The organism is Hyphomicrobium sp. (genome assembly GCF_047600905.1).
Taxonomy (GTDB): Bacteria; Pseudomonadota; Alphaproteobacteria; order Rhizobiales; family Hyphomicrobiaceae; genus Hyphomicrobium_B.
On sequence record NZ_JASGKD010000001.1, the window covers coordinates 2,684,175 to 2,703,131 of the forward strand.

Annotated in this window: 18 protein-coding genes; 6 read left to right on the plus strand and 12 right to left on the minus strand. The window is 61.4% G+C overall.

Going from position 1 to position 18,957, the window contains the following annotated elements:
• The first annotated feature begins 123 nt into the window (after window positions 1-123).
• Entirely contained in the window at window positions 124-1,473 is a 1,350-nt protein-coding gene (locus QM780_RS12840; RefSeq protein ID WP_415070846.1) for a dicarboxylate/amino acid:cation symporter, read from the plus strand.
• Here QM780_RS12840 and QM780_RS12845 read toward each other — a convergent pair.
• Both QM780_RS12845 and ndk read right to left on the minus strand, forming a co-directional pair.
• The gene (locus QM780_RS12845) at window positions 1,421-1,948 is read right to left on the minus strand and encodes a DinB family protein (RefSeq protein WP_415070847.1); all 528 of its coding nucleotides are present in this window, start codon (window positions 1,946-1,948) and stop codon (window positions 1,421-1,423) included. The two genes, QM780_RS12840 and QM780_RS12845, sit on opposite strands and share 53 nt — an antisense overlap.
• 62 nt (window positions 1,949-2,010) lie before the next feature.
• Window positions 2,011-2,433, minus strand: coding sequence for a nucleoside-diphosphate kinase (gene ndk, locus QM780_RS12850; RefSeq protein ID WP_415070848.1), 423 nt, complete (start codon window positions 2,431-2,433; stop codon window positions 2,011-2,013).
• Window positions 2,434-2,671: 238 nt separating this feature from the next.
• On the opposite strand from ndk, the gene QM780_RS12855 reads away from it, so the two are divergent.
• The 4 genes from QM780_RS12855 (at window position 2,672) to QM780_RS12870 (ending at window position 6,856) form a co-directional block, all read left to right on the plus strand.
• Window positions 2,672-4,087: a GYF domain-containing protein gene (locus QM780_RS12855; protein ID WP_415070849.1), complete on the plus strand. Its 1,416-nt coding sequence runs from the start codon at window positions 2,672-2,674 to the stop codon at window positions 4,085-4,087.
• 1 nt (window position 4,088) lies between these two features.
• Entirely contained in the window at window positions 4,089-4,439 is a 351-nt protein-coding gene (locus tag QM780_RS12860; protein ID WP_415070850.1) for a DUF3147 family protein, read from the plus strand.
• Window positions 4,440-4,480: 41 nt separating this feature from the next.
• Window positions 4,481-6,382, plus strand: a complete 1,902-nt coding sequence (locus QM780_RS12865) for an ABC-F family ATP-binding cassette domain-containing protein (protein WP_415070851.1) — start codon at window positions 4,481-4,483, stop codon at window positions 6,380-6,382.
• 189 nt (window positions 6,383-6,571) lie between these two features.
• A complete protein-coding gene (locus tag QM780_RS12870) occupies window positions 6,572-6,856 on the plus strand; it encodes a hypothetical protein (protein ID WP_415070852.1) in 285 nt (94 codons plus the stop codon).
• Between the two features lie 106 nt (window positions 6,857-6,962).
• Here QM780_RS12870 and glyS read toward each other — a convergent pair whose 3' ends face one another.
• From glyS to QM780_RS12905, 7 genes are all read right to left on the minus strand, one after another.
• Window positions 6,963-9,158 (minus strand): glycine--tRNA ligase subunit beta, encoded by a 2,196-nt coding sequence (gene glyS / locus QM780_RS12875; RefSeq protein ID WP_415070853.1) that lies wholly within the window; start codon window positions 9,156-9,158, stop codon window positions 6,963-6,965.
• A 146-nt stretch (window positions 9,159-9,304) separates the two neighbouring features.
• Window positions 9,305-9,805: a hypothetical protein gene (locus QM780_RS12880; protein WP_415070854.1), complete on the minus strand. Its 501-nt coding sequence runs from the start codon at window positions 9,803-9,805 to the stop codon at window positions 9,305-9,307.
• Complete coding sequence (locus QM780_RS12885) at window positions 9,802-10,749, minus strand: glycine--tRNA ligase subunit alpha (RefSeq protein ID WP_415070855.1); 948 nt, start codon at window positions 10,747-10,749, stop codon at window positions 9,802-9,804. Before QM780_RS12885 ends, QM780_RS12880 begins: the two co-directional genes overlap by 4 nt.
• Before the next feature lie 183 nt (window positions 10,750-10,932).
• On the minus strand, window positions 10,933-11,139 hold the full coding sequence (locus tag QM780_RS12890) for a hypothetical protein (RefSeq protein ID WP_415070856.1): 207 nt from the start codon (window positions 11,137-11,139) through the stop codon (window positions 10,933-10,935).
• Between the two features lie 17 nt (window positions 11,140-11,156).
• The gene (locus QM780_RS12895) at window positions 11,157-11,990 is read right to left on the minus strand and encodes a S49 family peptidase (RefSeq protein ID WP_415070857.1); all 834 of its coding nucleotides are present in this window, start codon (window positions 11,988-11,990) and stop codon (window positions 11,157-11,159) included.
• Between the two features lie 97 nt (window positions 11,991-12,087).
• The gene (locus QM780_RS12900) at window positions 12,088-12,888 is read right to left on the minus strand and encodes a tRNA1(Val) (adenine(37)-N6)-methyltransferase (RefSeq protein ID WP_415070858.1); all 801 of its coding nucleotides are present in this window, start codon (window positions 12,886-12,888) and stop codon (window positions 12,088-12,090) included.
• The gene (locus QM780_RS12905; protein ID WP_415070859.1) at window positions 12,875-13,108 is read right to left on the minus strand and encodes a DUF2007 domain-containing protein; all 234 of its coding nucleotides are present in this window, start codon (window positions 13,106-13,108) and stop codon (window positions 12,875-12,877) included. Before QM780_RS12905 ends, QM780_RS12900 begins: the two co-directional genes overlap by 14 nt.
• Window positions 13,109-13,213: 105 nt before the next feature.
• Here QM780_RS12905 and QM780_RS12910 point away from each other — a divergent pair, with 105 nt between their 5' ends.
• Complete coding sequence (locus tag QM780_RS12910; protein WP_415070860.1) at window positions 13,214-14,230, plus strand: polyprenyl synthetase family protein; 1,017 nt, start codon at window positions 13,214-13,216, stop codon at window positions 14,228-14,230.
• 24 nt (window positions 14,231-14,254) lie between these two features.
• Here the strand turns inward: QM780_RS12910 and QM780_RS12915 are convergent, their stop codons facing one another.
• The 3 genes from QM780_RS12915 to QM780_RS12925 all read right to left on the minus strand — a co-directional run bounded on the left by QM780_RS12915 (window position 14,255) and on the right by QM780_RS12925 (window position 18,940).
• Window positions 14,255-15,112 (minus strand): 4-(cytidine 5'-diphospho)-2-C-methyl-D-erythritol kinase, encoded by an 858-nt coding sequence (locus QM780_RS12915; RefSeq protein ID WP_415070861.1) that lies wholly within the window; start codon window positions 15,110-15,112, stop codon window positions 14,255-14,257.
• A 78-nt stretch (window positions 15,113-15,190) separates the two neighbouring features.
• On the minus strand, window positions 15,191-17,014 hold the full coding sequence (locus QM780_RS12920; protein WP_415070862.1) for a tetratricopeptide repeat protein: 1,824 nt from the start codon (window positions 17,012-17,014) through the stop codon (window positions 15,191-15,193).
• Between the two features lie 243 nt (window positions 17,015-17,257).
• Window positions 17,258-18,940, minus strand: a complete 1,683-nt coding sequence (locus tag QM780_RS12925) for an electron transfer flavoprotein-ubiquinone oxidoreductase (protein WP_415072041.1) — start codon at window positions 18,938-18,940, stop codon at window positions 17,258-17,260.
• Window positions 18,941-18,957 lie beyond the last annotated feature (17 nt).

Genomic DNA, 18,957 nt, shown 5'->3' on the forward strand with positions numbered 1-18,957 from the left:
CGCGGCCCTCGCGGCGGATTTTCTCGAAATTTCGAAACGAAGCGAATTATCCGGGGCGCAGTGCTTTCCCGAATTGACCGGCCCGACTAGGGTGCCGCCTCACGATCCCGGGGGCAGGCACCAATGCACGCAGGCCAAGATAATCTCGCATCTCATTCGCGTGCGCGACCGATCTACGCCCATCTCTATTTTCAGGTTCTTGTCGCGATCGCAGCCGGGATTTTGCTCGGGCACGTCTACCCAAGCGCGGGCGAGGCGATGAAGCCTTTCGGCGACGGCTTCATCAAGCTCATCAAGATGCTGATCGCGCCCATCATCTTCGTGACCGTCACGCACGGTATCGCGTCGATGGGAGACTTGAGAAGGGTCGGGCGTATCGGCGCGAAGGCGCTCATCTATTTCGAAATCATCACCACGTTGGCGCTGGTGATTGGCCTCGTTGTCGGCCATCTGCTGCAGCCGGGCGCCGGCATGAACGTCGACGTCAGCACGCTCGATACCAAGGGTGTCGCCAGCTACATCGCGAAATCGAAGGATGAAACGACGACCGGTTTCCTCCTCGACATCATTCCGACGACGCTCGTCGGCGCCTTCTCGGAGGGCAATATTCTGCAGGTTCTGCTTGTCGCGCTTCTTTTCGCGTTTGCGCTTCAGTCGCTGGGCGAGCGTGGCAAACCTCTGTTGTCGATCATCGATCAGATCGGAGCGGTGCTCTTCAAGATGGTGGCCTTCATCATGCGGCTGGCGCCCATCGGCGCGTTCGGCGCGATGGCCTTCACGGTCGGCAAATACGGCATCGGACAGTTGTCCAACCTCGCCTATCTGATGGTCGCGGTCTATCTGACGTGCCTGATCTTCATCTTCGGCGTCCTCGGACTGATCGCACGCTTCTACGGTTTCTCGATTGTGCGGTTCCTCGCCTACATCAAGGACGAGTTGCTGATCGTGCTTGGCACGTCGTCGTCGGAAAGCGTGCTGCCGCGCATGATCTTGAAAATGCGCAGGCTCGGTTGCCATGAGAACGTGGTCAATCTCGTCATACCGACCGGATATTCCTTCAACCTCGACGGCACGTGCATTTATCTGACGATGGCCGTGATTTTCCTGGCGCAAGCGACGAATATCGAGCTTTCGCTCGAGCAGCAGCTCGGAGTTCTCGGCGTTCTGCTTCTGACCTCCAAGGGTGCGGCGGGGGTCACTGGATCCGGATTCATTACGCTGGCGGCGACGCTGTCTTCGGTATCGCATGTGCCGGTGGAATCACTCGCCCTGATCCTCGGCATCGATCGTTTCATGTCGGAAGCGCGGGCGCTGACCAATCTTGTCGGCAACGGCGTCGCGACGGTCGTCATCGCAAAATCGGAAAATGCGATCGACATGGAAACGTTTGCGCGCGAACTGGGGACAGGCGGCAGGGCGCTTACGGCTGAATCTCGCCCAGATATTCCGGCGGAGCGAACGGCAGATCGGTGATGCCGGGCTTGATGCCGAAGCCTGTCAGCATCGCATTCACCTGACCCCGGTGATGGGTCTGATGATTGAAGAGATGCACGAAGAGCATGGCCCGAGATTGCGTCATCTCGCGGCCGGTGGCGCCTGAGACCCAGTGCAGATCACCCTCGCATGCGGACGGTTGCAAAGCACCCGCCCACTTTTCGATGATCCGATCGAAGGCGCCACGTTCACCCCTCAGAGACGGCCAATCTTCGAAGAGCGACAATCCCTCAGCGATCGTTCGCTTTTCCGGGGCGGGGACAGCTCCAAACCGATATAGCCACATCTGATCGGCCCACAGGATGTGGTTCAACGTGGCGTGGATCGAGCGGAAGAAAGCGCCGCGGTCTTCCTTCCGCTGGGCGTCATCCAAACGTTCGCACGCGTCGTAAACACTGGCATTCTGCCAAGTGTTGTAGCGAGCCATCGTGCGAACGTAAGTCGGCGAGATCATCGCATCATCTTTCCGAGAATCGATCAATCGAACCGCGGCGCCCAGCGAAGGTTCGCTTCGCCTCAGCCGACGATCTCATCGAGGCGGAAATTGAGCGCGATCTCGCGGTCGGCGGCGGCGGGGCTGTCGGAGCCATGGGTCGAATTGGAGCCCTTGGATTCGGCGAACAGCTTGCGGATCGTGCCCTCGCCGGCTTCCTTGGGGTCGGTCGCACCCATGACCTCACGGTACTTCGCGATGGCGTTTTCGCCCTCAAGGGCCTGGAGAACGATCGGCCCGGACGTCATGAAATCGACGAGTTCGCCGTAAAATGGACGTGCCTTGTGCTCTTCATAGAACTTCTCGGCCTGGGCCCGGGTCCAGCGAACGCGCTTCTGAGCCACGATGCGCAGGCCCGCATCTTCGATCACGGCGTTGATCTTGCCGGTCAGATTGCGGCGCGTGGCGTCGGGCTTAATGATGGAAAACGTGCGTTCGATGGCCATAAGTCTGTCTCGCTTTGCGGTTTTTATGCGGGTTCCGCGGGCTTATAGCGACGCGCAAAGCCGCCAGCAAGCGCCGGACACGGGCCTTCGGAGTATTCGGTTGCACGTCACACGCGAAAATGGATTTTTACCGCATAATCGCCCGATTGACGGGCGCAAGTACGTGTGAACAGTGTGGGCCGGCGAAGAGCGCACGGTCGTGGGATAGGGCAGTAATGCCTACGTGTGCGAAGAAGCGATGATGACGGCACAGGCCAACGATATTCAGTGGTATATTGCTCGCGACGGCAAACAGCACGGGCCGCTGACGGACGTCGAAATGCGCACATTCGTCGCGCATGATTATCTTCGTCTGAGCGATCTGATCTGGCGGCCCGGGATGCCTGAATGGCAATCGGCGCCCAGCGTCTTTCCGACGGCATTCGAAGCTCTCGGGCAGGAAACCAAGTCAGCGACGACTTCCGGCTACGGCAGCGCCTTGCCCAACCAGGCCGTGCATTCGCAGGTTCCCACTCTGAGCGATGCGCGCGGCAACGACTATGACTCGGCGCCGAGACCTGAGCGCAACCTCATTAAGCGTCTGGCGATTGCCGGTCTTGCGATCACCGTGATCGGCGGCGGCGCGTTTGCCTTTACCAACTATCGCGGCGCGATCATGGACATGGTCGGCGGCTCGTCGGGCGGAACCAGCGCCGAAGACGCCCCTGTCGTCGCAGCGCCGGCCGATACGTCCTCGGCGGCAACGACGACGGCCTCGACGGACAAGCCCGCCGACAGCGCTTCCGCCAATGCCACAGAGCCGCCTTCGGCGCTCGGTGGGCCCAAGCCGACGACGGCATCAAACGATGTCCTGATGTCTTCGCAGCCGGCCGCGGATACGACGACATCGTCCGTGTCAGCTCCCGCATCCGATGCGACGCCGGCCCCGCCGACGACGCAAACTCAGGTTGCGGCAGTCGAACCGCCGTCGGCTACGCCACCGGCACCACCGTCCGTCGACGGGTCGCCGCTCGACCTGCGCCTGCAGACCATTCCGGTGTGGGCGCTGATCAAGCGGGAATATCCGGACTGGTATTCGAACGAGATGACGGCGGCCAACAAGCTCGTTGCGGACAACAAACCGGATAACGAAGTCGCGACTTTGCTGGCGCAGGGACTCGTCACGCTGCGGCGTCAAAATGCGGACAAAGCGCTGGCTGCGAGTTCCCAAAAGCTTCAGGCCATCGCGGAAGCATTCCTCAATCATCTCAAAGCGCTCAGGGCGCAGAGCGTGAGCGCTTGCTTCGGCTTCATCTCGAAGGGCGAAACGAGCCCCGCGGTGATCCAGATGATGGAGCATCCCGAGACAGCGACGGCGCTCAATGCCCAAGCGGATGCCATTTTCGAAGCCATATCGGAAGGCTCGAAGAGCCCGACGAAGCACGATTCCGCGGTGAAGAGCGATTACGACATTCTCATCAAGGAGCTGGGTAAGCTCGGATGGAAGGAAGAAGATTTGCAGGTCTTCTCCAATCCAAAACTGCTGGCGAAGCGCGAGCCCGAGCAGGTCTGCCGGATGGTGCAGGAATGGTTCATCGCGCATCTGGCCGTCCAGGATCAAGCCGTGCGCGATCGGCTGCTCTATGAAACCCTGAAGCCGGTGGTGTCAGGCTGACATGCTCCAGGCCGCGATCAAGGTTTTACTGACCGCGGTGCTGGTTGTTGCGATTTCCGAAGCCTCGAAGCGTTCGACCGTCCTCGGCGGCATCATTGCGTCCTTGCCGCTGACCTCGTTGCTGGCGTTCGTCTGGCTTTACGGAGAGACCGGAGACACGGCGAAAATCGCGCAGCTTTCGAGCAGCATCTTCTGGTACGTGCTGCCCTCCCTCGTGCTGTTTCTGGCGTTGCCCGTGCTGCTCACGCGGGGTTTCGATTTCTGGTTGAGCCTTGCCATTGCCTCGGCGCTAACGTTTGCGGCCTATCTGTTGATGCCGGCGGTTCTGGCGCGCTTGGGCGTTACGCTCTGACCCGGTGACAGCGCGCGGCGGACCGGCTATCGCCTCTCCCCATGCTGCATATCAACGATCTCACCTATCGCATCGAGGGCCGGCCGATCCTGGATCAGGCGACGGCCGCTATTCCGTCGGGCCATAAGGTCGGACTGGTCGGGCGCAACGGCGCGGGCAAGACGACGCTGCTCAAGCTGTTGAAGGGCGAGATCTCACCTGACGACGGTTCGATTTCCATTCCGCGCAATGCCCGCCTCGGCCACGTCGCGCAAGAAGCGCCGGGCGGCGATGACAGCCTGATCGACTGGGTGCTCTCGGCCGATAGCGAGCGCGCCAGCCTGCTCGCCGAAGCCGAGACGGCGACCGATCCGGCACGCATCGCGGAAATCCAGATGCGCCTGACCGACATCGATGCGCATTCGGCGCCCGCGCGGGCGGCACGCATTCTATCGGGCCTCGGGTTCGACGAAGCGGCGCAGCGGCGGGCCTGCCGGGAATTTTCCGGCGGTTGGCGGATGCGGGTCGCGCTTGGCGCCATCCTGTTTCTGAAGCCCGACATCCTGCTGCTGGACGAGCCGACGAACTATCTCGATCTCGAAGGCACGCTGTGGCTCGAGAACCATCTCAGAAGCTATCCGCATACGGTGCTGATCGTCAGCCACGACCGCGATCTGCTGAACAGCGCGGTGACGGAGATCCTGCATCTCGATAAGGGCAAGCTGACGCTTTACGCGGGCGGCTATGATGATTTCGAAGAGGCGCGGCGCGAGAAACAGCGCCTCGAAATGAAGCTCAAGAAGAAGCAGGACGAGCAGCGGCGGCATTTGCAGGCATTCATTGACCGCTTCAAGGCGAAGGCGAGCAAGGCCGCGCAGGCGCAGAGCCGCGTGAAAGCGCTCGCCAAGATGCAACCGATCGCGGCGCAGGTCGATGATCGCGTCGTGCCGTTTCATTTCCCCGATCCGCAGAAGATCATTGCCAGTCCGCTGTTGCGGATAGAAAAAGCGAGCGCGGGTTATGAGGTGGATCATCCGATCCTGTCCGGCATCGACTTGCGTATCGACAACGATGATCGCATCGCGCTGCTGGGACAGAACGGCAACGGCAAATCGACTCTCGCGAAACTCATCGCCGGGCGGTTGAAGCCGCTTTCGGGCGACGTGTTCGGCGCGCAGAAAGTCGACGTCGGATATTTCGCGCAGCATCAGCTCGACGATCTTCTGCCCAACTCGACGCCCTACGATTACATGCTGAAGCTGATGCCGGACGCGACGGAAGCGCAACGGCGGACGAAGCTCGGGACGTTCGGCTTCAGCGCGGACAAGGCCGATACGGCGTGCGGGAAACTGTCGGGCGGCGAGAAGGCGCGGCTGCTGCTGGCGCTGACGGCGTTTCATGGGCCACACATCCTGATCCTCGACGAGCCGACGAACCATCTGGATATCGACAGCCGCGAGGCGCTGATCCACGCGCTGATGGAATACAACGGCGCGGTCATTCTCATCAGCCACGACCGGCATCTGATCGAAGCGACTGCGGATCGGCTCTGGCTTGTACGAAACGGCACGGTGAAGCCCTACGACGGCGACATGGACAGCTATCGCGCGCTGTTGCTGGAAGAGCGCGGGGCGCGGACGTCTGAGCGGCGGGAAGAGAGCGGCGGCGACGCACGCTCCTCACGTACGGACCAGCGTCGCGCTGCCGCCGAAAAGCGGGCCGAGTTGGCGCCGCTCAAGAAAGCGATGCTCGCAGCCGAGAAACAGGTCGAGAAGCTGGCGAAAGAGATCGCCGCGCTCGATGCGTTGTTAGGCGACGCCGGCATCTACACCAGCAACCCGCAGAAGGCCCAGGCGGCGGCGCAGCAGCGAGGACAATTCGCCCGCGATCTGCAGTCGGCCGAGGACGTCTGGCTTCGGGCAACGGAAGCCTATGAAGAGGCCTCGGCGGCGGCCGAGGCTTAGGCCGATCGGCGGGTTCTCCCGGTTTTTTCGCGCGATTTGAAAAAGATGGAAGGTTCGGCGCTTTCGTCGCGACTATCCACATCTAGACGAAACGTCATCCGGAACCCATTTCAGCCGTCGGAAGTTCACTGGAACGCGCAGGCTGAGTGCTCCCCCCTCCCCACGCGTACTGCGCAAGCGAGAACGATCATGGATCAGAAATTCGTCTACCACTCCCTCAACCGCACGAACGCGCCGCGCGCACGTGTTGCGAGCGCAAAGTTGGTTGTTTCTGAATACCTTGCGTATGTGACCATGCTCTCGGCAGCAGTTGTTATCGCCATCATTACTTTTGCTTATGCCGCCAACGCCACGGTGCATTGGCTGAGCGTCATGAACGGCCCGGGCTTCTTCGCCTCCGAGGCGCAGCCGGTTTCGCATTCCGATGTGAAGCCATTCGCGCCCAGCAAGGTGGCGATGATTTCCGCGCACTAATCGGATTTTTCCTCCACGCCTCTCGTCCCTAAACCTCGGGTTCATCCCGAGGTTTTTTTTTGGGGAGGTTGCGGTGGGGGCCGATGCCCAACAAACGTGGTAGTGGTCAGCCGCTGATTTTGGAGAAGTCGGCGACGGTAAGCGTGGCGGCTCGGATTTCGGACAAGAGGCGCAGCCGGTTCTCGCGGACCTTCTTGTCGTCGGCGTTGACGAGAATTTTCTCGAAGAACGCATCGACTGGCGCACGCAGTTCCGACAGCGCGCGCATGGCGCCGGCGAAATTCTCGACCTGAATGGCGGACGTCGTGTCCTGCTTCACCGCTTCGATGGCGGCGGCAAGCGCGATTTCCTCTTTCTCTTTGAGAAGCGAGAGGTCGTAGGGACCGGCGTAGGAGGTCTTGTCCTTCTTCTCTTCGATGGCGAGGATGTTGGCGGCGCGTTTGACGCCTGCGAGCAGGTTCGTGCCGTCGTCGGTCTTGAGGAAGGCGTCGAGGGCTTCGACGCGCTTGACGATGAGCGCGAGATCATCCTGGCCGCCGAGCGAGAAGACGGCGTCGATCAGGTCGTGGCGCTTGCCCTGGTCTTTGAGGAAGACTTTCAGGCGGTCGGCGAAAAAATACTTTAGATCTTCGAAGACGTTTTCAAACGAAGGCTTAGACGACTTATCAGTTCGCGACGAACCTGATCGATCTATGCGCTTGTACAGACCGAGTGCGATTTCCAATGAACGTACCAACGGCACGCGCAGATCGTTCTCAAGCACGATCCGAATGACACCGAGGGCGGCGCGGCGGAGCTGGTAGGGGTCGCCGGAGCCGGTCGGCTTTTCGCCGATGGCCCAGAAGCCGACGAGGGTATCGAGCTTATCGGCGAGCGCGACGGCGACAGCGACGGCATCTCCCTGATCCTCGCGCGGAACGGTATCGGTCGGGCCTTTCGGCTTGTAGTGCAGCTCGATGGCGCGCGCGATCTCGGGCTTGGTGCCGACGGCTTCCGCATAATAGCGGCCCATCAGTCCCTGAAGCTCGGGGAACTCGCCGACCATTTCGGAGACGAGATCGGCCTTGCACAGACCGGCGGCGCGGCGTGCGTCCTGCGGGTCGGCATCGCAAGCTCCTGCCAATTCGAACGCCAACTGCTCGATGCGCTCGACGCGATCCTTCTGGCTGCCAAGCTTTTCGTGGAAGGTGATGTTCGCGAGCTTGCCCGCCATCTCGCCGAGCGGATGCTTCAGGTCCTGCTCCCAGAAGAATTTCGCATCCGACAGCCTCGCGCGGATGACCTTGTCGTTGCCAGCGATGATCTGCGCGCCGCCATCCTTGGCGAGAAGGTTCGAGACAAGCAGGAATTTATTCGCGAGCTTCTTCGTCTTCGGATCGCGCAGCGAGAAGCACTTCTGGTGCGTCTTCATCGATGTCGTCAGGACTTCGCCCGGGACTTCAAGGAAGGCCTTCTCGAACGAGCCCATCAAAACCACGGGCCATTCGGTCAGACCGGCGTTCTCGGCCAGCAGCGCATCATCCTCGACGAGTTCGAGCTTCGCATCCTTGGCGAGCTTGTGTGCCTGTTCGGAAATTGCGGCGACGCGTTTGGCCGGATCGAGGACGACGTGATGCTCGGCGAGCTTTTCCTCGTAGTCGTGGAAATTCTTGACCTTGAACGGTCCCGGTCCGAGGAAGCGATGGCCGCGAGTTTCTTGCCCGGCGCGCAGGCCGGCGATTTCGAACGGCACGACCTTGCCGCCGAGCAGGCAGACGATCGACTGCAAAGGCCGGACCCAGCGCAGCCATTCCTCGACCTCGATGATCGCTCCAGCGTCGTCGCGGACGGCTTCGCCTTTATCGTCGAGAAGCTCGGTGAAGAGCGGCGCACCCCAGCGCATGGATTTCGGCCACGGGAATTTCGCGACGATCTCTCGTACCGTCTCGGCGATGATGTCGGGCGCGTCGCGGCCCGGCTTTTCGATCTTGGCGAGGTAGTAATCGCCCTTCTTCTCGTCCTTGACGACCGTCGCATCCTTCACCGAGGCAAGGCCGGCCGACTTCAGAAAGCCCTGCACCGCCTGATCGGGAGCGCCGACGCGTGGACCCTTCTTTTCTTCGGAAATGGCGGGCGATGCCGGCGGAACGCCGTCGATCACGAGGGTCAAGCGCCGCGGGGTCGAGTAGGCGCGCGCTTCTCCGGCTTCGAGGCCGCGCGATTTCAGACCATCGACGATAAGGCGCTTCAGATCGTCCGCAGCTCGCAGCTGCATGCGCGCCGGAATTTCCTCCGACAGAAGCTCAAGTAGAAGTTCGGACATTCAGGGTCGTTCTCGCGAGTCTGGCTCTTCTCCGGTCATAGCGGAAAAGAGTGAGGGTGAGGGGTAGAGAGATGCAGGGTGCTGCGTTCGGCCCCTCACCCTTGGCCTCCCCCCGCCACGACGCTGCGACGGGGAGAGCGGTTGCGTTATGGGTTCGCCGGCGCGGGCGTTGCAGGCGCAGGCGTCGTCGTGCTGTCCGGAGCGGCCGGGGCCGGTTCGGCAGGCGGAGGCGTCGCCGGGGCCGCTTCAGGTGCCGGAGCGGCGGGAGCCGGAGCCGTTTCCGCGGCCGGTGGCGGCGTTGCCGGTGCTTCGGGCGCAGGCGTTGCAGGCGGCGTCGGCGCCGATTCCGCGGCGGGCGGCGTCGCCGGAGCCGGGGTTTCAGCTGGCGGCAGCGCCTTCATCGCACCACCATCAGCCGGAGCGCTTTCCTCAGCCTTCTTATGCTCCGGAAGGATGCCGGCAGGAAGCGCGACACGCACTTTGTGCCCGAACTCTCTCATCGTTCCCGTCGTCTCGAGGTAGCCGATGCCAACCGCTACGAGGGCGAGGAAAAACGCGAAGATCCACGGCAAGCGTCGAAGTGCGAAGAAACCGATGATCACCAGCGGTACGGCCGCTGCGATAATTCCAAGGGTGGTGTCGTTCATGCGCGTCCTCCTTCTGTCTTTAGCCATGCGCCGCAACATTTTTTTGCCAAGTCGCGAACGCGTAGGATGTAGCTCTGACGTTCCGTGACCGAAATCACGCCCCGAGCGTCGAGCAGGTTGAAGATGTGGCTCGCTTTTATGCATTGATCGTAGGCGGGGAGCGCGAGCAAGTGCTCCTCACCGTTCTTTTCGCCGGCATCGAGAAGCGCGTTGCATTCGGCTTCGGCGTCCTTGAAATGACGGAGCAGCACCTCGGTGTTGGCGTGCTCGAAGTTATAGCGGGAATACTCGCGCTCGGCCTGCAGGAAGACATCGCCGTAGGTCAGGCGCTTGTCGTCGTCACGGCCATTGAAATTCAGATCGAAGACGCGGTCGACGCCCTGAACGTACATGGCGAGGCGTTCAAGACCATAGGTGATCTCGCCCGAAACGGGATTGCAGTCGAAGCCGCCGACCTGCTGGAAGTATGTGAACTGCGAGACTTCCATGCCGTTGCACCAGACTTCCCAGCCAAGTCCCCAAGCGCCGAGCGTCGGGCTTTCCCAATCGTCCTCGACGAAGCGGATATCGTTCAGTGACGTGTCGATGCCGATGGCGTCGAGACTGGCGAGATACAGCTCCTGCATATTCGCCGGAGACGGCTTCATGATGACTTGGAACTGATAATAGTGCTGAAGCCGGTTGGGGTTCTCGCCGTAACGGCCATCCTTCGGGCGGCGCGAGGGCTGGACATAGGCGGCCGACCAGGGTTTCGGGCCCAAAGATCGCAGCGTCGTGGCCGGATGGAAGGTACCGGCGCCGACTTCCATGTCGTAGGGCTGAAGGATGACGCAGCCTTCGGCGCTCCAGAAATTCTCAAGGGTCAGGATGAGGTCCTGAAAGGCTGCTTTGGGGCGCAGCGCGGGCAGGCGTCCGGCCTTCGTTGCAACCGACGTCTGGGGCATGTCTTTTCGCTCGTCCGGGCTGAATTTTCGGCGGCAATATACGCGTTAACACCTGCTTGTCACGCGTTGAGGCGGCGAATTTGCGGGCGTTCCGGCAGAATCCCAGGCTGTGAACGTCGCTCGCGGAATTTGTGGCGCTGCGGGGCCTTCGTGATGAGGATCAGAGGGGGCGCGCCGGTTCGATCAGCCTTCGCGCTGCTGGCGCGGGCGGTAAACGCCGGCCGCCTCGTCCCATTCGAGATTTCCAAGGTCGCGGACAGGGGCGGTTGCGCGTTTCATGCGAGCGTCTTCCGCCCGGGCGGCTTGGCCCTGTCGCGCCAAGGCACCAAGCAGCCGGTAGCCGGCCAGACCGGCTAGGCCAACAACGGCAAGAAACATCACTGGGGGCATAGTGCGGCCCTCCGGCCTCAAATCCCAAAGCGCGACCAAAGCGAGCGCGCTTCGATAGCCGACACCAGATCGTCGGCAAAAGCAAGACCGGCGTGGCCCAAGCCGGATGCACCGGGCGTGCGGCGAAGGCGCGACAAAAGCCCTCCGCGTTCCGGCTCAACGACTTTCAGGCGGACTTTGTCGCCGAAGAGCTGACGCATTTTGGAGCGGATATCCGTTATGCCATCGATGAGGCCATATTCGGCGGCCTTGGCTGCGGACCAGAAGGCGCCCGAGAAAAGCTCGTCATCGGGGGCCTTCAGCTTGCCGAGCCGACGCTCCTTGACGAGGCCGATGAAAACATCGTGTACGTCCTTTTGGATCGACTTCAGGCGCTCGATGTCTTCGGGGTTTTCAGGGAGAAAGGGATCGAGCTGGTTCTTGTTGGTGCCGGCGGTATAGACGCGGCGCTCGACGCCGATCCGTTCCAGCAGGTCGACGAAGCCGAAGCTTCGCGACACGACGCCGATCGAACCGACGATGGAGGACGGATCGGCATAGATCTCATCGCCCGCGATCGCGAGGAAATACCCGCCAGAGGCCGCGACGTCTTCGCAGAACACGTAGATCTTCTTTTCCTTTTCGGCAGCCATCTGGCGAAGCCGCTTGAAGATCAAATTGGATTGAACCGGAGAGCCGCCCGGCGAATTGATGACGACCGCTACGCCCGGAAGTTTGGACAGAGAAAACGCCTTGTCGATTGCGCCAGCGTAAGAGGCGAGAGACAGTCCGGGCCGCAACGGAGTTGCCATGCCGATCGGGCCGCTGAATTGCAAGACGGGAACGACAGGCTGACGCGAAAACGGCCACATGAATTCAAACTCCTGCGGGCGGCTTTAAAGGGAATTGCTCGGCATGCGACGGAGAGCGGATTGTCTAGTGCAATCGCGGCAGGGCTGCCAGTGGCGATCAGCCGCCGATTTTTATCGGAAGAGCCGCACCGTGGCGGAACACCGCTTCAATTTCGGGAAGGAATGCGTGGTCGGGACCGTGCAGAACGAGGCCCGGCAATATCGAGACCGGCGCGCGGCTGCCTTTGATGCCCGTCACGACAACGCGGATTGCGGGTTCTCCGGCGCGGGGGTGAATCGGCAGCACGTTCATGCCGCCAAAACGGCCGTCGAATGCGGAGAGAATTCGCGGCAAAGCCTCAGCCTTGTGAATGATGGCAGCAAGGCCGCCCGGGGCCGCCATGCGGTTCATGAAGCGTGCCCATGTCCCGAGCGCATCCTGGGGCATCTGGTGGGACGCTGCCCGTAGGCGGTCTCCTGCGGCCGTCCCGCGGCCCTCGTCGTGGTAGGGCGGATTGGCGAGTACGAAATCGAATGTCTCGGAGGCAATGGCGGCGGTCTCCAATGCACCGGTGGCGCGTGCGATATCCGTCTCGACAACCGATACGCGCATGGCAAGACCGTTGCGGTCGATGTTCTCGCGGGCGAGTTCGGCGAGCTTCGGCTCCCGCTCGACCAGGACGACCCTGCTGCTGGGACAACGTGCCGCCACGCACAGGCCGACGACACCGACGCCGGAGCCGACGTCCAAAACGGTCTGTCCGCCGACGAATTCAGGCGCGAGGACGGCGGCCAGAAGCACAGCGTCGGTTCCTGCCCGATAGCCCGCTCGCGGCTGGCGAACCACAAGGGCGTCACCGAGAAAAAGGTCTTCGCTAACATTTTCCGCAAACTTCAGGTCGGGCTCAGGTGCGTTCATGATCAACGACCCATTCACCAAGCCCAGCGTCTTTCAGGATCCGGCTTGCCCGGTTCCAGGACTCTTCGTCAACGACAAGACGTCGCGGGAATGCACCAATTGACCCTTCCATCAGGCTAATATTTCGGTCAAATACGACCGCTTCGATGCCCTGATCGGCGAGCAGTGCTTCGACGTAACTGATAAGGACAAGATCGTTCGTCAAAATTAACTCGCGCATGGCAATTCCAAAAAACAGGTCATTGTCATTGCCACGCCGGATGCCGCGTGACGGCCTCACCACCAGCGCATATATTACCACGGTTTAGAACATTTGGGGGCCACCTTGGGTCGCGTTATTCCGCTCGAAGACGTCCGTGAGACCAGCCAGAAGCTGCAGCCGCTTCTGAACCTGGTGGCCGAGGACCTGGAAGCCATCAATCGGATCATTCTCGACAAGGCGGTGTCCGACGTCGACATGATCCCGGAGCTTGCGCACCACCTGATCGACAGTGGGGGCAAGCGGCTTCGTCCGATGCTGGCGCTCGCGACCGCCAAGCTTTGCGGATACACGGGCAATGGCCATATCCGGACGGCATCAGCGGTCGAGTTCATGCACACCGCGACCCTGCTCCACGACGACGTGGTCGACGAGAGCGCAACACGGCGCGGACGCAAGACGGCGCGAATGATTTGGGGCAACCAGGCGAGCGTGCTGGTCGGCGACTTCCTTCTCGGTCAAGCCTTCAAGATGTTCGTCGACGTCGGATCATTGCCGGTTCTTCGCATCATGTCGAACGCCGCCGCGACGATCGCGGAAGGCGAAGTGATGCAGCTTGCGGCCGCCAAGAACACCTCGACGACCGAGGATGATTATCTGACGATCATCAATTCCAAGACGGCGGCTCTGTTTTCGGCCGCGGCGGAATCGGGCGCGGCGCTGGCACTGCGGCCCAACGAGGAACAGTCGGCGCTGCGCTCCTACGGCAAGAATCTCGGACTTGCATTCCAGCTCGTCGATGATGCCCTCGATTATGCCGGCGACAGTACGCGGCTCGGCAAATCAGTCGGCGATGACTTCCGCGAAGGCAAGATCACCCTGCCGGTAATCCTGTCGTTCCGGCGCGGTTCGAACGATGAAAGACAGTTCTGGAACCGCACGATTGCCGAGGGCGATATCGCCGACGGCGATCTTGAGCAGGCGATATCATTGATGCGGCGCCACAAGGCGATCGAAGCGACGTTCGAACGTGCACGGTCCTATGGTTCGATCGCGCGCGATGCGCTGGCGATCTTCCCGTCGAGCCGCGAGAAGGATGCGCTTGAGCAGGTGATCGAGTTTTGCATCGGCCGCTCGCACTGAAGGCGTGAAACGACGTCCGGCGGCCTAGCTCAATCGCGATGCTGCGACCCACCAGTTCGGATGCTGAAGCTTCAATCGGCGCTCGGCCGTGGTGGCTGCATGCTCCGTTTCGAACAAAGCGAAGCATGTAGGCCCGGCGCCCGATAGCTGCGCGATCCGGGAGCGGGGAAGTCGCGCCAGTTCCGACAGCACGGTCATGATTTCAGGAAAGAGCTGCCGAGCCGGCGCTTCCAGACTGTTGCCGCGCAGGGCGGCATAACGGATGACATCGCCGATCGAGGAGAAGACGGGCGGATTTTCTGCTGCGTTATCTACGGGAAGCGGACCGGCGTTGAGCAGTCGGAAAACTTCGGCGGTCTTGTTGTCCGGCACCTCGATGAGCGGATTGGCGAGTACGGCGAACAATCCGGTGGGAAGCTCGACTTCGCTGATGTGCTCGCCAACACCCGTCATCACTGCGCTTTCGCTTTTCAGGCAGACTGGAACGTCGGCGCCGAGTGAGAGCGCGATCGTTTCCAGGTCGAGTGCGGCGACTTGCGGATAGTGGGCCTTCAAAAGGCGGAGCGCGGCAGCGGCGTCGGCCGAGCCGCCACCGATGCCGCTGGCGACGGGAAGATTTTTTTCGAGCGTCAATCGTCCGGGCTGAAAATTCGGGACGAGCCGGGCCACGGCCGCGACGGCAGCGTCCACCAGGTTGGCGCCGCTCAGTCCGGTCGCGAAAGGACCCTCGGTCAAGGTTTGCGAAGCTTCTTCTTCGTCAAGCTTCAGCCGATCGCCTGCGTCAGTAGCAAAGGCAACGAGACTGCGAAGCTCGTGATAGCCGTCAGGACGGCGGCCCAGCACTTCAAGCGTCAGGTTGATCTTGGCGGGCGCGAATTCCATTGTCGGCATTGCATTCCACGATACAAAAACAGGCGCTTGAGCGCCTGTTTTTCTGCGAACTTTATTGACGCGCAGTTATTATTCGACCGCTCTGCCGGGTGTTCCCGTCTTATTTTCCGTGCGGGGCCGCAGAGCTTCGGTCTGGACCTGACGACTGGAGCCATTGGTGGCCTTGGCCTCACCTTTGGCGTCAAGGCCGCGCTCAAGCTTGGCCTTGATCTTGTCGACGTCCTCGGGCTCCGGACTGAGCGAAAGAGCCTGGGACCACTGGAACCGTGCCTCCCGCTCGCGTCCGACCTTCCAGAAGGCATCGCCCAGATGATCATTCAAGGTCGGGTCTTCGGGCTTGATCTCGACGGCGCGCTCTAGGTAGCGGACGGCTTCCTTGAAGTTGCCTTGCTTATAGTGGGCCCACCCGAGGCTATCGACGATATAGCCATCGTCGGGCTTGAGTTGCACGGCCTTCTCGATCAGGCGCGTGCCTTCCTTCAGGTTCTTGCCCTGGTCGACCCACGAGTAGCCGAGATAGTTCAGGACGAGAGGCTGATCGGGAGCGAGCGTCAGAGCACGCTTCAGATCGGCTTCGGCCGCTGGCCAGTTCTTCAGCCGCTCATAAGACGTGCCGCGCGCGTAGTAGTAACCCCAGTTGCGCGGATCGGACTTATCGATGACCGACAACGCTTTGGTGAAGTAGGTGACGGCGCTCGCATAATCCTTGCGCGCCCGCATGATATTGCCGAGCGCTTCGTAGGGGCGGACGTCTTTCGGGTTTTCTTCGGTCAGCTTGACGAGAACGGCCTTGGCTTCGTCCGTCTTGTCGAGCGAGTTGAGATCGAAGGCGCGGCGGATATCGATCGCGCTCTGCAGCGGCGTGCCCGCCGGAATGCGATCATACGTCTTCAGTGCTTCATCGTAGCGCTTGACGGCTTCCTGCGCATTGGCGAGCGCGGCCAGAGCGAAGATGTGATCGGGCTTCGCATCGAGCGCGAGCTGCAGGTAGATCGTGCCGAGGCTCACTCCGCCTTCGCCGGCGAGAGCCTCACCCAAGCCATAAAAGACTTCGGCCAGTCCTTCGGTCGGGGTCGAGATCAGGAACGGCGTCTTTTCCTTCGCCTTGATGCGGGCCAGCATCTCCTTGGCGAGCGGGTGTGGATCACCCTGGCTCTTGGCGAGCTGCTTGCTGATGATTTGTCGCGCGGTTTTGAAATCACCGTAATGGGCCGCGGACTGTGCATAGGCCAGCGACGTTCTAAGCGTGCGGCTGTCCTGGCGGAAAACCTTATCGTAGGCCGCGCGCGCGTCGGCCTTGCGACCGGCGATGTCGGCGATCAGCGCACGATGGTAGCGCAGATAAAACTGCGCCCAGTCAGGCTGCTTTGGGAGATCGAGCGACTTCAAGGCACCGTCGGCGTCTCCCGCAGCGAGCCGCGTCCAACCGATTGCGATTGCGCTTGTCAACTCACCGATCGGATTTTCGGAGGCGGCCGTGAAGCGTTCCTCGGCTTTCTTATAGTCGCCCGCTTTGAACGCCGTGACGCCGAGCAGGAATTGCGACATGCGATGAGAGTCGCCCGTCGACGCCAACTGCTCAGCGAGCGGAATGGCCTTCGGCCAATCGCCCGACATCGTCTCCATCTGAAACGCTTGCTCGAGCAGAATTTCGTTATTGGGATCGCGCTCCAAAGCGCGCCCGTAGAAATCTGCGGCTTCCTCGGTGTCCTGCGCCGCGCGCGCAAACCGACCTGCGAGATAGTTGCCGAGAATGGACGTCGAAATCTCGTCCTGTCCAGGATCCTGGTCCTGATCTTGAGAGCGGGCCGGAGCCTCGCTGAAAAATCCGGCGACCGTCAGCGCAATCGCGACAAGGCCAACACTCAGCAAACGCCCGGAGGGTCCCCGCATCGACATTTTCCCTTTGCTGCCGGAAGCCAATTCGATTCCTGCGGGGCGGAGCCTAGCAAAGATATCGAACTCTTGGCGACAAGCTTTACGTGAAAAATAAGACATGCGCTGAAATTGCTAACCGTTATCAACCATCAACGCGCAACAGCGCAATGTTTCGTCGGTGCAATTGTCGACCCCGCGCAAAAAAGGATGCGCAGGGAATTTCTCAACAGCGCCCCAACCATCGGTCGGAGTACATCGTCACATTCCGGCGTAATTAGGCCCGCCGCCACCTTCGGGGCACGTCCAGTTGATATTCTGGCTCGGGTCCTTGATGTCGCATGTCTTGCAGTGGACGCAGTTCTGCGCGTTGATCTGGAACCGGGGCTCGCCCGCTTCCTGCTGAACGACCTCGTAGACCGCAGCCGGGCAGTAGCGTTGCGCAGGCTCGGCGTAGTCAGGCAGGTTGACTGTGATCGGAACCGTCGGATCGAGCAGCTTCAGATGGACGGGCTGATCCTCTTCGTGATTGGTCGCCGAAAACGAGACGTTGGTCAGCCGGTCGAAGGTAAGCTTTCCGTCGGGCTTGGGATAGGCGATCGGCTTGAACTTCTTGGCCTTGCCGGTCGCCAATGCGTCCGTTTTGCCGTGCTTCAGCGTAAAGCCCAGACCGATGCCCGGAATGATGGTGTTGAGCCAGAGATCGGCGCCGCCGAGCATGACGCCGAGCACCGTTCCGAACCGTGACCAGAACGGCTTCATGTTGCGCACACGTTTCAAGTCGCGGGCGATGTCACCGGTGCGGACGTCCGTCTCATAAGCGTCGAGCTTGTCGTGGGCCCGCCCCGCTGCAATCGCGTCAGCGACGGCGTTGGCAGCCGCTATGCCAGACAGGATTGCGTTATGGCTGCCCTTAATGCGCGGCACATTGACCATGCCGGCCGCGCAGCCAAGAAGCGCGCCACCCGGGAACACGAGGTCAGGCATCGATTGCCAGCCGCCTTCTGTAATGGCACGGGCGCCATATCCGATCCGCTTGCCGCCCTCGAACACGCCGCGGATCGCAGGATGCGTCTTGAAACGCTGGAATTCCTCGTAAGGGGAAAGATAGGGGTTGGCGTAGTTCAGGTGGACGACGAAGCCGACTGCGACGAGGTTCTCTCCATAGTGATAAAGGAACGAGCCGCCGCCGGTACGATTGTCGAGCGGCCAGCCGAACGAGTGCTGAACGTAGCCCGGCTTGTGCTTCTCGGGCGCGACCTGCCAAAGCTCTTTGATACCGATGCCAAACTTTTGTGGCTCGTGATCGTTGGCGAGGTCGAAATGCCGGATCAGGCCCTTCGAAAGCGAACCGCGCGCGCCTTCGGCGATCAGCGTGTACTTGCCGCGCAGTTCCATGCCGCGAACGAAACTGTCCTTCGGCTCACCGTCACGGCCAATGCCCATATCACCGGTCGCGACGCCGACGACGGCGCCCTTATCGTCGAAAAGAACCTCGCTGGCGGAAAAGCCCGGATAGATCTCGACACCGAGTTCGGCAGCCTGCTCGCCGAGCCATTTGCAGAGCGAACCGAGGCTGACGATGTAGTTGCCGTGGTTCCTCATCAGCGGCGGCATCGGCCAGTTCGGCAGACGAATATCGCCGTTCGGGCCGAGGACGAGGAACACGTCCTCGGTTACCGGCGTCTCGACGGGGGCACCGCGCTCTTTCCAATCGGGAATCAGACGATTGAGGCCGATTGGGTCGATGACCGCGCCGGAGAGGATGTGGGCGCCAACCTCGGAGCCCTTTTCGACAACGACGACGGAGATGTCAGAACCTGTCTCGGCCGCTTTTTGCTTCAAGCGGATCGCGGCGGCGAGGCCGGCTGGACCTGCGCCGACAATCACTACGTCGAAGTCCATTGCCTCGCGGGCCGGCAGGTCGGCGGCATCAGCGGCCATCATCACCTCGTCTCAAG

Bases quoted from the DNA above. Each gene is read 5' to 3' on its own strand.
- QM780_RS12840 (WP_415070846.1), top strand. From the start codon at position 124: ATGCACGCAGGCCAAGATAATCTCGCATCTCATTCGCGTGCGCGACCG.
- QM780_RS12845 (WP_415070847.1), bottom strand. From the start codon at position 1,948: ATGATCTCGCCGACTTACGTTCGCACGATGGCTCGCTACAACACTTGG.
- ndk (WP_415070848.1), bottom strand. From the start codon at position 2,433: ATGGCCATCGAACGCACGTTTTCCATCATTAAGCCCGACGCCACGCGC.
- QM780_RS12855 (WP_415070849.1), top strand. From the start codon at position 2,672: ATGATGACGGCACAGGCCAACGATATTCAGTGGTATATTGCTCGCGAC.
- QM780_RS12860 (WP_415070850.1), top strand. From the start codon at position 4,089: ATGCTCCAGGCCGCGATCAAGGTTTTACTGACCGCGGTGCTGGTTGTT.
- QM780_RS12865 (WP_415070851.1), top strand. From the start codon at position 4,481: ATGCTGCATATCAACGATCTCACCTATCGCATCGAGGGCCGGCCGATC.
- QM780_RS12870 (WP_415070852.1), top strand. From the start codon at position 6,572: ATGGATCAGAAATTCGTCTACCACTCCCTCAACCGCACGAACGCGCCG.
- glyS (WP_415070853.1), bottom strand. From the start codon at position 9,158: ATGTCCGAACTTCTACTTGAGCTTCTGTCGGAGGAAATTCCGGCGCGC.
- QM780_RS12880 (WP_415070854.1), bottom strand. From the start codon at position 9,805: ATGAACGACACCACCCTTGGAATTATCGCAGCGGCCGTACCGCTGGTG.
- QM780_RS12885 (WP_415070855.1), bottom strand. From the start codon at position 10,749: ATGCCCCAGACGTCGGTTGCAACGAAGGCCGGACGCCTGCCCGCGCTG.
- QM780_RS12890 (WP_415070856.1), bottom strand. From the start codon at position 11,139: ATGCCCCCAGTGATGTTTCTTGCCGTTGTTGGCCTAGCCGGTCTGGCC.
- QM780_RS12895 (WP_415070857.1), bottom strand. From the start codon at position 11,990: ATGTGGCCGTTTTCGCGTCAGCCTGTCGTTCCCGTCTTGCAATTCAGC.
- QM780_RS12900 (WP_415070858.1), bottom strand. From the start codon at position 12,888: ATGAACGCACCTGAGCCCGACCTGAAGTTTGCGGAAAATGTTAGCGAA.
- QM780_RS12905 (WP_415070859.1), bottom strand. From the start codon at position 13,108: ATGCGCGAGTTAATTTTGACGAACGATCTTGTCCTTATCAGTTACGTC.
- QM780_RS12915 (WP_415070861.1), bottom strand. From the start codon at position 15,112: ATGGAATTCGCGCCCGCCAAGATCAACCTGACGCTTGAAGTGCTGGGC.
- QM780_RS12920 (WP_415070862.1), bottom strand. From the start codon at position 17,014: ATGCGGGGACCCTCCGGGCGTTTGCTGAGTGTTGGCCTTGTCGCGATT.
- QM780_RS12925 (WP_415072041.1), bottom strand. From the start codon at position 18,940: ATGGCCGCTGATGCCGCCGACCTGCCGGCCCGCGAGGCAATGGACTTC.